The sequence below is a fragment of the Streptomyces sp. NPDC037083 genome (assembly GCF_055606485.1).
Genome location: NZ_JBVJSQ010000005.1, coordinates 468713 through 480929 on the forward strand (window position 1 = coordinate 468713; position 12217 = coordinate 480929).

Annotated in this window: 10 protein-coding genes and 1 tRNA gene; 5 read left to right on the forward strand and 6 right to left on the reverse strand. The window is 70.4% G+C overall.

Going from position 1 to position 12217, the window contains the following annotated elements:
* Positions 1–53: 53 nt before the first annotated feature.
* The gene (locus ACZ7DE_RS16915) at positions 54–1484 is read right to left on the reverse strand and encodes an NAD(P)/FAD-dependent oxidoreductase (protein ID WP_470761805.1); all 1431 of its coding nucleotides are present in this window, start codon (positions 1482–1484) and stop codon (positions 54–56) included.
* Positions 1481–2146, reverse strand: a complete 666-nt coding sequence (locus ACZ7DE_RS16920) for a rhomboid-like protein (protein WP_470762058.1) — start codon at positions 2144–2146, stop codon at positions 1481–1483. The genes ACZ7DE_RS16915 and ACZ7DE_RS16920 overlap by 4 nt, the downstream gene beginning before the upstream one ends.
* On the opposite strand from ACZ7DE_RS16920, the gene ACZ7DE_RS16925 reads away from it, so the two are divergent.
* Complete coding sequence (locus ACZ7DE_RS16925; protein ID WP_470761807.1) at positions 2145–3062, forward strand: aminoglycoside phosphotransferase family protein; 918 nt, start codon at positions 2145–2147, stop codon at positions 3060–3062. The genes ACZ7DE_RS16920 and ACZ7DE_RS16925 overlap by 2 nt on opposite strands.
* 70 nt (positions 3063–3132) lie before the next feature.
* On the opposite strand, the gene ACZ7DE_RS16930 is transcribed toward ACZ7DE_RS16925, so the two are convergent.
* Positions 3133–3206, reverse strand: a tRNA-Thr gene (locus ACZ7DE_RS16930).
* Between the two features lie 175 nt (positions 3207–3381).
* Here ACZ7DE_RS16930 and ACZ7DE_RS16935 point away from each other — a divergent pair.
* From ACZ7DE_RS16935 to ACZ7DE_RS16950, 4 genes are all read left to right on the forward strand, one after another.
* On the forward strand, positions 3382–4716 hold the full coding sequence (locus ACZ7DE_RS16935; protein ID WP_470761809.1) for an RNA-guided endonuclease InsQ/TnpB family protein: 1335 nt from the start codon (positions 3382–3384) through the stop codon (positions 4714–4716).
* Between the two features lie 311 nt (positions 4717–5027).
* The gene (locus ACZ7DE_RS16940) at positions 5028–6116 is read left to right on the forward strand and encodes an ABC transporter ATP-binding protein (RefSeq protein WP_470761811.1); all 1089 of its coding nucleotides are present in this window, start codon (positions 5028–5030) and stop codon (positions 6114–6116) included.
* A gap of 221 nt (positions 6117–6337) precedes the next feature.
* Positions 6338–6808, forward strand: coding sequence for a hypothetical protein (locus ACZ7DE_RS16945; RefSeq protein WP_470761812.1), 471 nt, complete (start codon positions 6338–6340; stop codon positions 6806–6808).
* 212 nt (positions 6809–7020) lie between these two features.
* Complete coding sequence (locus tag ACZ7DE_RS16950) at positions 7021–7752, forward strand: nucleotidyltransferase family protein (protein ID WP_470761814.1); 732 nt, start codon at positions 7021–7023, stop codon at positions 7750–7752.
* 176 nt (positions 7753–7928) lie between these two features.
* Here the strand turns inward: ACZ7DE_RS16950 and ACZ7DE_RS16955 are convergent, their stop codons facing one another.
* The 3 genes from ACZ7DE_RS16955 to cysS form a co-directional block, all read right to left on the reverse strand.
* Positions 7929–9596, reverse strand: a complete 1668-nt coding sequence (locus tag ACZ7DE_RS16955) for a DoxX family membrane protein (protein WP_470761816.1) — start codon at positions 9594–9596, stop codon at positions 7929–7931.
* A gap of 126 nt (positions 9597–9722) precedes the next feature.
* Positions 9723–10664: a 23S rRNA (guanosine(2251)-2'-O)-methyltransferase RlmB gene (gene rlmB / locus ACZ7DE_RS16960; RefSeq protein ID WP_470761818.1), complete on the reverse strand. Its 942-nt coding sequence runs from the start codon at positions 10662–10664 to the stop codon at positions 9723–9725.
* Positions 10665–10764: 100 nt separating this feature from the next.
* The gene (gene cysS, locus ACZ7DE_RS16965) at positions 10765–12165 is read right to left on the reverse strand and encodes a cysteine--tRNA ligase (protein ID WP_470761820.1); all 1401 of its coding nucleotides are present in this window, start codon (positions 12163–12165) and stop codon (positions 10765–10767) included.
* Positions 12166–12217 lie beyond the last annotated feature (52 nt).

Sequence of the window (12217 nt, forward strand, 5' to 3'; positions counted from 1 at the left end):
CGTTCGCGCCAAACCCCCACGACGACCGCCACGACCGTGGCGACGGCAACGACTCAGCGACGCCCCGCCACCCGGTCCGCGACCCGCGCCAACCGCGACGACCCGGCCGCATGCGTCCGCGACTCCCACCGGTCCGCCGCCCGGTACGCCGCGTACATGCCCCGCACCCCCAGCCACCGCAACGGCTCCGGCTCCCACCTACGGACCCCGTGGCCCACCCACGGCAGCCCGGTCAGATCGGTGTCCCCCACCTCCCCCGCATCGAGCCGCACCAGATCCCGAAGCGTCCGGGCAGCCAGGTTCGCCGTCGCCACCCCCGACCCGACATAACCGCCCGCCCAGCCGAGCCCCGACGCCCGGTCCAAAGTCACCGACGCACACCAGTCACGCGGCACACCCAGCACACCCGACCACGCGTGCTCGACACGCACCCCCGCCAGCGCGGGAAAGAAACCGACCAGGATCTCGCGCAGCGCCCCCACGGTCTCCGGCTGCGTCCGCCCGTCGTTGTCCGTACGCGACCCGAACCGGTACGGCACCCCTCGCCCACCGAGCGCGACCCGCCCGTCAGCCGTGCGCTGGGCGTACACATACGCGTGCGCCATGTCCCCCAGCGCCTCCCGCCCCGACCAGCCCACCGCCGCCCACTGCTCCTCCGTCAGCGGCTCAGTGGCGATCATCGAGGAATTCATCGGCAACCAAGTCCGCCTCTCACCCCTCAGCGCCGCCGTGAAACCCTCCGTGCAGCGCAGCACATACGGAGCCCGGACCGTCCCGTACGGCGTCACCGCCCGCCCGGCCAGAACCCGCGTCACCGGGGTCGACTCGTACACCTCCACCCCCATCGCCTCGACCGCCGCAGCCAGCCCCTTCACCAGCCTCACCGGATGCACCCGCGCCCCGTGCGGAGTCCAGCTCGACCCCACAGCCCCCGCCACCCGCACCCGCTCCGCCGTCTCCCGGGCCCCGTACAGCTCACGGTCCCGCTCCCCGAACGACACCTCGTGCGCGTGGAACTCCCTCAGCCGCGCCAACTGCGCCGGCGTACGGGCCACCTCCAGCACCCCACCCTTGTGCACCCCGGCGTCGAAACCCTCCTCCGCCACCACCCGGACGACCTCGTCCACCGTCTCGTTCATCGCCCGCTGCAACCGAACGGCCGCCTCCCGGCCGTGCAGCCTCGCATACCGGTCCCGGCCCGCCACGCCGTTGTACAGCCAGCCCCCGTTGCGCCCCGACGCGCCATACCCGCAGAACCGCTGCTCCAGGACCGTCACCCGCAGCGAGGGAACCGCCTTCTTCAGGTAGTACGCCGTCCACAACCCCGTGTACCCGCCCCCGACGACCACGACGTCCGCGGACGCGTCACCCCCGAGCGGCTCCCGCACCGCCGGAAGACCGTCATCCGCGTACCAGAACGACACACCGCCATTGACGACGCCGTCCAGGACGCCGTTCACGACACCGCTCCCCACGCTGCTCATGGCCGGACGCTACCCGGCGGAACAGGCCCTGTCTCCTTCGGATTCCGCACACTTCCACGCCCCCTCACCAGCGGAAAACACCCCAGCCCGACCAGCACGGCGACGAAGTGCCCGAAGTCCGTGAAGGTCGGCCCGACCGCCAACGGAACGACGTAGAAACCCAGGACCACGACGAGATACCCGTACCGCCACGGCGAACGGATCCGGTGGACGAGCACCGCCACCACACCCGCCAGCGCATAACTCACCCCCACGTCCAACGTGTTGACCGACGACTGCGGCGCCAGCCCGTCCCGGACCGCCTTCGCCAGCACCCCCTCACTGATCAACGTCGCCAGCACATGCGCCGCCGCACACACCCCCAGCCACCGCGCCGTCCCCAGCCACCGCTCGGCCCGCGCATGGAAGACCGAGTACAGCACCGCGTACGGCAGCCAGTGCCCGCCGTCGATCCACATCGCACTCGCCACCAGCACCCGCACCGGATGCCGGGACAGCTCATGGATGTTGGTCGACCGCTGCCGCAGGAACTCCTGCTCGAACTCCGCAGACATGTGGTGCAGGGCGACCGTGGTGAAGAACAGGATCACCAGCCACACATAGGTGCCGGGCGCCCCGCGAACGTACGCCCACACCGACCGCCACAGCCCGGAAACTCCCATGAGCCGTTTCACGCGGCCCAGTATCGTCCGAAAGATGATCGACGTTCCCGACGCGCTGGCGGCAGAACAGACAAAGCACAACGGCACGGCGGGACGGGCCTTCATCGCAGGTCTGCCGGCCCTCGCACAGGAATTCCTCGACCGCTGGGAACTGCGCGTCGACGGCCCCTCCATGCACGGAGTGAGCGCACTCGTCCTCCCCGTCGTCTCCACCGCCGACGGCACACGAGCCGCGCTCAAGCTCCAGATCCTCGACGAGGAGAGCGCCGGCGAACCGACCGCCCTGCGCATCTGGGACGGCGACCGCGCCGTACGCCTCCTGCGCCACGACGAGCCCACCGGCGCACTGCTCCTCGAACGCCTCGACCCGGCCCGCATGCTGTCCCACGTCGAGGACGTCCACGAGGCGGTGCTGATCATCGCCGAACTGCTGGCCCATCTGACGACCACCCCGGCCCCGCGAGGCATGCGCGCACTCGGCGACATCGCCCGGGACATGCTCGAACAGACCCCCCGGGCCCTGGAACGCGTCCCCGACCCCTGCGAACGCCGTCTGATCGCCGACTGCGCGGCCGCCGTGCGCGAGGTCGTGTCCGAGCCGGGCGACCGCCTCCTGCACTGGGACCTGCACTACGAGAACGTCCTCGCCGGCGACCGCGCGCCCTGGCTCGCCATCGACCCCAAACCCCTCGCCGGCGACCCCGGCTTCGAGCTGCTGCCCGCGATCGCCAACCGCCACGACCCGGCCGACGTGCTCTGGCGCTTCGACGCGATGACCGCCGCCCTCGGCCTCGGCCGCGACCGGGCCCGCGCCTGGACCCTCGCCCGTGTCCTCCAGGACTGCCTGTGGGAGATCGAGGACGGCCGCCCACCGCAGCCACGACGACTGGAGATCGCCCGCCTCCTGCGACCCTGACGGCGCCCCCGGAGAGAACAGGACATGAAAAAGCCCGGGCCGGCCAAGAGCCGACCCGGACTTCCCACCGAGCCCCCTGTCGGATTCGAACCGACGACCTGCTCATTACAAGTGAGCTGCTCTGGCCAGCTGAGCTAAGGAGGCGCCGCGCGCTACAACGCCGCGCGAGGGCGGCTCCACTGTACACAGCCCCCGTTTCCCCGGGCCACGGACTTCTCTTCTCCTCACGCATTCGAGAACTGTGCGTGACCGATCGCGCACTCGTTCGTTGATCGGTCTGACGTGCTGTTCCGAAGATCGGATCGTCGGGGAGGGGACCATGGGGAAGTCCGCGGAGAAGGCTCGGACATCTACGCCTGAAGCGGTGAAGGGCGAGCAGGCCGAGTGCATCAAGCGCGAGGTTCTCGGCATCCGCGACCGCCGCAAGCACCACACGCGCCGGGCGACTCGTCTACATCCCCACGCCAAGGCCCCCGGTACCCGTCACCGTCTCTACCGGTTCCGCTTCTACCCCACCGAGGAACAGGCAGAGCAGCTGGAGCGGACGTTCGGCGCCTGTCGGTGGACCTACAACGAGGGGCTGGCGCTGCGCTCCGGGGCCTGGGAGCGGCATCGGGTGAACGTGGGGTTCGCGGAGACGTGTCGGGCCTTGACGGGTTGGAAGCGGGCGGCGGAGACAGCGTGGTTGGCGGAGGTGTCTTCGGTCGTTCTCCAGCAGTCGCTGCGCCATCTGGATGAGGCGTACAGCCGGTTCTTCAAGGGTGAGGCGAGGTATCCGAGGCGTAAGAAGAAGGGACGGTCCAGGGATGCGGTGACGTATGTGCGCAGCGGGTTCAGGTGGGTGGAGGACCCCGAGCGGCCCGGTACGGGGTTGATCACGTTGGCGAAACAGTCGCGGCCGTTGGATGTGCGTTGGTCGAGGGCGTTGCCTGCCGGGGCGGTTCCGGTGCGTCTGTCGGTGACGCGTGATCGAGCGGGCCGGTATTTCGTGTCGGCGCTGGTGGAGGAGCGCATGGCGCCGTTACCTGTGGTGTTCACGCCGGGGACGCGGGAGCCGAAGGCGGTCGGGATTGATCTGGGGCTGGCGTCGCTCGTGACCTTGGACGACGGGACGAAGTTCGATCATCCGCGGCTGCTGAGGCGGTACGCGGAGAAGCTGGCGCGGTTACAGCGGGAGCTGCACAAGAAGGTGAGGGGTTCGAAGAACCGGGCCAAGGTCCGGCAGAAGATCGCGCGCCTGTACGCGCTGATCACGGACGTGCGCAGGGACATGCTGGATCAGCTGACCACCCGCCTCGTGCGCGAGAACCAAGTGCTCGTGGTGGAGGACCTGTCCGTCGCATCCCTGTCGCGCGCGGCAAGGGGCAAGGGGAGGCGGCGGAAAGCGAAGCTGAACCAGACGATTCTCGATGCGAGCTGGGGCGAGCTGTTGCGGCAGCTGCAGTACAAGTGCGAGTGGTACGGGCGGAAGTTGGTGGTCGTGGACCGCTTCTTCCCGTCGACCCGCCGCTGCTCGGCCTGTCATGCCGTGGGCCAGAGGCTGGATGTCTCGGTCCGGCAGTGGACGTGTTCTGAGTGCGGGGTCTTCCACGACCGCGATGTGAACGCGGCCGTGAACCTCCGGAATGAGGGGTTGCGGTTGCTGGCCGCGTAGCGGTGACCGCTGTGGTACGGACCGACGGGCCGTCGGCCGGAACGCCTGTGGAGCCCATGTAAGACCGAACAGGCACAGCTCACAGGGCTGTGTGTGACCGGCGGCGGGCTGTGAAGCAGGAATCAAGGTCAAAAGACAGTTGCTCTGCCCCGTTCGGGAATTTTCGTGAAGTTCACATGCGTGCAGGTACTGACAGGCCGGGAAACGCCAGGTACCGTCCTGACCCAGTTCGCTCATGTGGACTACACCAACCACCTTCCTACAACGGATCGTCCGGCACGTTCCTGCCGGTAGAAGGGGGCCTTCGAGCCATGGCCACTGTCACTTTCGACAAGGCGACCCGGGTCTACCCGGGTTCCACCAAGCCCGCCGTCGACGCGCTCGACATCGAGATCGCGGACGGCGAGTTCCTCGTCCTGGTCGGTCCGTCCGGCTGCGGCAAGTCCACCTCGCTCCGGATGCTCGCCGGTCTCGAGGACGTCAACGGCGGTGCGATCCGCATCGGTGACCGTGACGTAACCCACCTGCCGCCCAAGGACCGGGACATCGCCATGGTGTTCCAGAACTACGCGCTGTACCCGCACATGACGGTCGCCGACAACATGGGCTTCGCGCTCAAGATCGCCGGCGTCAACAAGGCGGAGATCCGGCAGAAGGTCGAGGAGGCCGCGAAGATCCTCGACCTCACAGAGTACCTGGACCGCAAGCCGAAGGCCCTCTCGGGCGGTCAGCGCCAGCGTGTCGCGATGGGCCGCGCCATCGTGCGCGAGCCGCAGGTGTTCCTCATGGACGAGCCGCTGTCCAACCTGGACGCCAAGCTGCGTGTGTCGACGCGTACGCAGATCGCGTCGCTGCAGCGCCGTCTGGGCATCACCACCGTGTACGTGACCCACGACCAGGTCGAGGCCCTGACGATGGGCGACCGGGTCGCGGTCCTCAAGGACGGTCTGCTCCAGCAGGTCGACACCCCGCGCAACATGTACGACCGGCCCGCCAACCTGTTCGTGGCCGGCTTCATCGGCTCGCCGGCGATGAACCTCGTCGAGGTGCCGATCGCCGACGGCGGCGTGAAGTTCGGCAACTCGGTGGTGCCGGTGCAGCGCGACGCGCTCGCCGCGGCCACCGACAAGACGGTCACCGTCGGTGTCCGCCCCGAGCACTTCGACGTGGCGGGCGCCGACGCCGACACGGGTCTCGCGGTCGTCGTGAACGTGGTCGAGGAGCTCGGCTCCGACGCCTTCGTCTACGGCACCGCCAAGGTCGGCGACGAGTCGAAGGACCTCGTGGTCCGCGTCGGCGGCCGTGACGTCCCGGAGAAGGGCAGCACGCTGCACGTCGTCCCGCGCGCGGGTGAGACCCACGTGTTCTCGACGTCGACGGGCGCGCGTCTGTCGGACTGACGGGTTGACGGACCTGATTGAACCCGGGTGATTCACCCGGATTGACGAAAAAGGGCCTCGCAGGCTGCTGCGGGGCCCTTTTCCGCGTCCGCAGAATCCCCGGCACAGCGGACATTTCGACGGCCGCCCGTCAACCCTTTACCCAAAAGGGAGCACAGCGGCATCCCCCGTGCGAGTGACTGAATGTCGCCCGGTCATTACTGCACGCTACCCTCTCACGCGTGAAGCACTCCGCGAACCACTCCACCACCCAGCGCACGCGCAGCGGCCGGGGCGGCCCAGCCCGCCGGATCGGCCGCTCGCTCGCCCTCGTCCTGCCCGTCGTCATGGTGCTCTCCGGGACCCTCGCGGTCACCCGGGTCAACTGGTCGGGGAACCCCTCGGATTCGGTGCTCACCGCCTCCGACGTCTCCACCGCGCACCAGTCCTCGCACGAGGCCGCCAAGGCCCCGCAGGACGTGTTGCGCGACCAGTTGCTGACCGAGCTCCAGGAGAAGGATCCGGGCGTCGCCCTGACCCATCTCCAGGCGGCCGTGAACGGCAAGCCGTCGCTGGCCAGGCACTGCTCCTCCATCGCCCGCGCCCTGGGCCGCGCCGCGGTCCGTATGTACGGTCCTTCGCGCGCCCAGTCGTACGCCCGCCCGGTGTGCGACACGGCCTTCGCCTCGGGCGTCCTGGCGGCGCGGGGCTGAGGCGCCGGGCTGAGACACAAGCGTTCAGGCACGGACGTCAGACACAGGCGTCAGGCACGGACGTCAGACACAGGCGTCAGACACAGGCGTCAGGCACGGACGTCAGACAGAGGGCCCGCTCTCCGGGGTCCGACACTCCTACCGGGCCGTGCGGCGCCCCCTGCACCGGGGGAGCCGCACGGCCCGGAACGTGCGGCACGTACAGTGCGGGCATGACCGATCCGCACGCCGCGTCCCGCCCCACGCAAGCCGTCATCCTGGCCGGTGGCCAGGGGTCCCGGCTGCGCCCGTACACCGACGACCGGCCCAAGCCGATGGTCGAGATCCCCGGTACGGGGACGCCGATCATCGGTCATCAGCTGGGCTGGCTGGCCGAGGAGGGCGTGACCGACGTCGTCGTCTCCTGCGGCCACCTCGCCGAGGTCCTGCAGGACTGGCTGAAGTCGGCCGAGCTGCCCGTGAGGGTCACCACCGTCGTGGAGACCGAGCCCCTGGGCCGCGGCGGCGGTCTGAAGTACGCGGCCGCCCACCTCCCCCACCCGGACCGGTCCTGGTACGCCACCAACGGCGACATCTGGACCCGTTTCTCGCTGCGCGAGATGGCCGACTTCCACACCGAGCGCGACGCCATAGCGACTCTGGCGCTGGCGCGTCCGCGCATTCCGTGGGGGGCCGTGCAGACGGACGGGTTCGGTCACATCACCGACTTCATCGAGGCGCCGCCCACGACGTACGAGATCAACGCGGGCGTGTACGTCTTCTCGCCGGAGTTCGCGGGGCTGCTGCCCGCGCGCGGCGACCACGAGCGGACGACGTTCCCGCACCTGGCCCGTGAGCGGCGGCTGGCCGGCTTCCCGATCCCGCAGGGGGCGTACTGGCGGGCCATCGACACCGCGAAGGACCTGACGGAGGCGGCGAAGGAACTGGCGGCCCTGGGCCGTTGAGTCGCTGGGCCGTTGAGTCGCTGAGTCGCTGAGTCGCTCCGCGAGTGGAGCGGTTCACACGGTTCGTCATCGGCTGCCGGCCCGGTGGGGCTGGTCGCGACGTTCTCCGCGCACCTGAACGATTGAGGGTGCCGTGCGCTTTCCGCGCACGGCACCCTCGGTCGTTCGGTCTCGCGTTACCCGAGCAGGCCGCCCACCAGGCCCGGCTGGCCGGAGGAGGACGATCCGCCGCCGTCGGAGCCGCCGTCCGAGCCGCCGGAGCTGCTCGACGAGCCACCGGACGAGGGGCCGGAGCTGGTCGCCGGGGCCTGTTCCGCCGGGGTGGAGCGCTCGGGCGGGGCCTGTCCCGCGGTGCCCTGGGTCTGGCTGGGTGCGCCCGCTCCGGCGGTGCCGGAGTCGCGGGACCTGGAGGGCTCGCTGTCCGCGCCGGCCGTCGGGGCCGCCGAGGTGGCGCTCTGGGTGGGCGCGGTGGAAGCGGAGGGCTTCCGGGTCGCCTTGTGCGTGCCGGACTTCTGCGGGAGCGGCGAGCCGGGCAGCTCGTTGCGCGGGGGTTCGCCGGGGCCGGGAACGACCACCCGGTCGGCGTCGCGGACGGCTCCGCCGAGCAGGGAGCCGACGAGCAGGGTGAGTCCGACGGCGATGGCGGTGACGAGGGCGCCGCGGCGCAGCACGTAACGGCGCAGCTCCCACAGGTCGGTGCGCGGTCCGAGGCGACGCCAGGCGCCGGCGGCGAGGCGGCCGTCGACGGAGTAGACGGGGGCGCCGGCGATGATCAGCGGCGACCATGCGGCGAGGTAGATGATGTGGGGGGTGTCGTAGACGGGGACGGTCTTCCAGCTGACGGTGACGATCAGTGCGGCCGAGAGTCCGGCGCCGACCACCGCGGCGACCCGCTGCCAGCAGCCCAGGACCGTGAGGACGCCCACGACGACCTGGAGGAAGGCGATGACGAGGCCGGAGCCGACGGGGTGGTGCAGGGCGAACTGGCGCAGGGGTTCGGCGACTTCCCAGGGGTGCAGGGTGTTGAGCCACTTCACCATGGAGCCGCGCTTGCCGCCGTCGAAGTAGACGGGGTCGCACAGCTTGCCCATGCCGGCGTAGATGGAGATGAAGCCGAGGAAGATGCGCAGCGGGAGCAGGACCACGCCGAGGTTCATCCGGCGGCCGGGGAAGTAGGCGTGCCGGGCGGGGTCGTCGTTGTGCCGTCGGGTGCGCGGGGCCGTGTGGGTGTCGGGGTCGGGGCCGTCGTCCGCCGGCCCGAAGTCGTCGAACTGGGCGTCGTGGTAGGCGGGTTCGTCGTAGGCGCTGCCGACGGTGCGCATGTTCGGCAGGAGGCGGTGTTCGCCGGCGACGGGGGCGCGTTGGGCGCCGACGATGGGGGTTTCCAGGGTCTGCGCGGCGAGGTCGCCGTCGTAGTTCCTGTCGTCCACGCCGACGCGGGGGATGACCTGGGTGGCTCCGGCGTCGGCCGTGGGCGGTTCGCCGTGGCCGACGCTGCCTGCCCGCACGGCCTGCAGCAGCCGGTGGGCGCCGGTGTCGTCCGGGGCGGACTTGCCGCTCCAGACGACGGCCCGCCGGCGGCCACCGGAAGCGGCGCCCGCTCTGCCCGCCGCCCCGACGCCGGGGATGCGCGCGGTGTCATCGATGGCGCTCACGTGCCGGGCGATCCGCGGGGATTGACTACGCCGCGCAGACGCGCCCAGCTGCACGCGGAAGCTCGCGTGGCTGACGATGATCTGCGCCGGATCGCTCGGCACCTTCACCATGCTCAGCGCGGGAGCGTCGTCGAATCCCGACGAGCGGTCCCCCGTGGGTGTGCGGGGTGTTCTGGTGTCCACACTCATCTAACCGAGTGATGTGTGTTTAGGACACTGCTTTGACCCGCCGGATCTGTCCGGACTCCGTCAAGGTTGCACTACACGCCGGGATTAACCCGTTCGGGTGAATTTCCGGACGTGCGTGCAGTCCCGTCAGGCCCTGCGCCGAGCCGCCTCGTACAGCACGATTCCCGCGGCCACGCCGGCGTTGAGGGATTCGGCGCCGCCCGGCATCGGGATGCGCACGCGGAAGTCGCAGGTCTCGCCCACCAGTCGGGAGAGTCCCTTGCCCTCGCTGCCGACGACGATGACGACCGGGCCGTCGAGTGCGGGCAGTTCGCCGACCTCGTGCTCCCCGTCGGCGGCCAGGCCGACGACCGCGATGCCGGCCTTCTTGTAGGCCTCCAGGGCGCGGGTGAGGTTGGTGGCGCGGGCGACCGGGGTGCGGGCGGCGGTGCCGGCGGACGTCTTCCAGGCGCCGGCCGTCATGCCGGCCGCGCGGCGCTCGGGGACGACCACGCCGTGGCCGCCGAAGGCGGAGACGGAGCGGACGACGGCGCCGAGGTTGCGCGGGTCGGTGACGCCGTCGAGGGCGACGATCAGCGGGTCCTCGCCGTCGTCGTAGGCGGCCGCGGCCAGGTCCTCGGGGTGGGCGTACTCGTACGGCGGGACCTGCAGGACCAGACCCTGGTGGTTGAGGCCGTTGGTCATGCGGTCCAGCTCGGGCCGCGGGGCCTCCATGAGGTTGATGCCGCCGCGCTCGGCCGCGAGCTGCAGCGCCTCGCGCACCCGCTCGTCGTTGTCGATGAACTGCTGGACGTAGAGCGTGCTCGCGGGCACGCCTTCACGCAGCGCCTCGACGACCGGGTTGCGGCCGACGACCATCTCGGAGGTGCCTTTGCCGCCCCGGCCGCGGGCGACGGGCCGGCGTGCGGCCTGCTTCGCCTTGGCCGTCGCGATGCGGTTCTTCTTGTGCTTCTTGCGCATCTCGGCGGGCGGGGTCGGACCCTTGCCCTCCAGGCCCCGGCGTCGCTGGCCGCCACTGCCGACCTGCGCGCCCTTCTTGCCGGACATGCGGCGGTTGTTGGCTGCCATGAGTCACTCGTCTCCGTGAGCTTCGTACAAACGTCTTATGCAGTGTGCCGCCCGGAAGGCCGGGCGGCACAGTCGATCAAGGACAGGCCCTGTGGCCGTCCTAGCGCGGACCCAGCGTCCAGCGCGGTCCCTGCGGGCTGTCCTCGATGGTCAGGCCGGACTGGGTGAGCTGGTCGCGGATGGCGTCCGCGGTCGCCCAGTCCTTGCGCCCGCGGGCCGACTCGCGCTGGTCGAGCACGAGCCGTACGAGGCTGTCGACCACGCCGTGCAGGTCCTCTCCCCGGCTCTCCTCGCCGGCCCAGTGGGGGTCGAGCGGGTCGAGGCCGAGGACGCCGAGCATGGCGCGGACCTCGGCGAGGCGGGCCACCGCGGCTTCCTTGTCGTCGGCGGCGAGGGCCGAGTTCCCCTGGCGCACCGTCGTGTGCACGATGGCGAGGGCCTGCGGCACGCCCAGGTCGTCGTCCATCGCCTCGGCGAACGCGGGCGGCACCTCGGCCGCGGGCTCGACGACTCCTCCGGCCTTCTCGACGACGCGCTGCACGAATCCCTCGATGCGCGCGAACGCCGACTCGGCCTCGCGCAGCGACTCCTCGCTGTACTCGATCATCGAGCGGTAGTGCGGGGTGCCGAGGTAGTAGCGCAGCACGATCGGACGCCACTGCTTGACCATCTCGGACACGAGGACGGAGTTCCCGAGGGACTTCGACATCTTCTCGCCGCTCATGGTGACCCAGGCGTTGTGCACCCAGTAGGCGGCGAAGTCGTCGCCGTAGGCCTTGGCCTGGGCGATCTCGTTCTCGTGGTGCGGGAAGATCAGGTCGAGGCCGCCGCCGTGGATGTCGAAGGCGGAGCCCAGGTACTTGTGCGCCATGGCCGAGCACTCCAGGTGCCAGCCGGGACGCCCGCGGCCCCACGGCGTCTCCCAGCTCGGCTCTCCCGGCTTGACGGACTTCCACAGTGCGAAGTCGCGCTGGTCGCGCTTGCCGGTCTCGCCGTCGCCGGAGGGCTGGCGCAGATCGTCCAGGTCCTGGTTGGACAGCTCCAGGTAGCCCGGGAAGGAGCGCACGTCGAAGTAGACGTTGCCGTCGGCCTCGTAGGCGTGGCCGCGCTCGATCAGACCGCGCATCATCTCGATCATCTCGGGGACGTGCCCGGTGGCGCGCGGCTCGTAGGTCGGCGGCAGGCAGCCGAGCGCCTGGTAGCCGTCGTTGAACGCGCGCTCGTTCTCGTATCCGATGGACCACCAGGGGCGGCCCTGGTCGTGCGACTTGACGATGATCTTGTCGTCGATGTCGGTGACGTTGCGGATGAACGTGACGTCGTAGCCGCGGTGGGCGAACCAGCGGCGCATGATGTCGAAGTTCAGTCCCGAGCGGATGTGCCCGATGTGCGGGGCCGCCTGCACGGTGGCGCCACAGAGGTAGATCGAGACACAACCCGGTGTGAGCGGGACGAAATCACGGATCTTCCGGGCGCTGGTGTCGTACAGGCGAATGGTCACCACTCCAGGGTAGTGGGCGCGGGGCAGTGCCCCGAGCCCCTTCCGCCCAAGG

What these genes read in the sequence shown, in the direction of transcription:
- ACZ7DE_RS16940 (WP_470761811.1), top strand. Translation starts at nt 5,028, where the DNA reads ATGGCCACTGTCACTTTCGACAAGGCGACCCGGGTCTACCCGGGTTCC.
- ACZ7DE_RS16915 (WP_470761805.1), bottom strand. Translation starts at nt 1,484, where the DNA reads ATGAGCAGCGTGGGGAGCGGTGTCGTGAACGGCGTCCTGGACGGCGTC.
- rlmB (WP_470761818.1), bottom strand. Translation starts at nt 10,664, where the DNA reads ATGGCAGCCAACAACCGCCGCATGTCCGGCAAGAAGGGCGCGCAGGTC.
- ACZ7DE_RS16935 (WP_470761809.1), top strand. Translation starts at nt 3,382, where the DNA reads ATGGGGAAGTCCGCGGAGAAGGCTCGGACATCTACGCCTGAAGCGGTG.
- ACZ7DE_RS16920 (WP_470762058.1), bottom strand. Translation starts at nt 2,146, where the DNA reads ATGGGAGTTTCCGGGCTGTGGCGGTCGGTGTGGGCGTACGTTCGCGGG.
- ACZ7DE_RS16925 (WP_470761807.1), top strand. Translation starts at nt 2,145, where the DNA reads ATGAGCCGTTTCACGCGGCCCAGTATCGTCCGAAAGATGATCGACGTT.
- ACZ7DE_RS16955 (WP_470761816.1), bottom strand. Translation starts at nt 9,596, where the DNA reads ATGAGTGTGGACACCAGAACACCCCGCACACCCACGGGGGACCGCTCG.
- ACZ7DE_RS16950 (WP_470761814.1), top strand. Translation starts at nt 7,021, where the DNA reads ATGACCGATCCGCACGCCGCGTCCCGCCCCACGCAAGCCGTCATCCTG.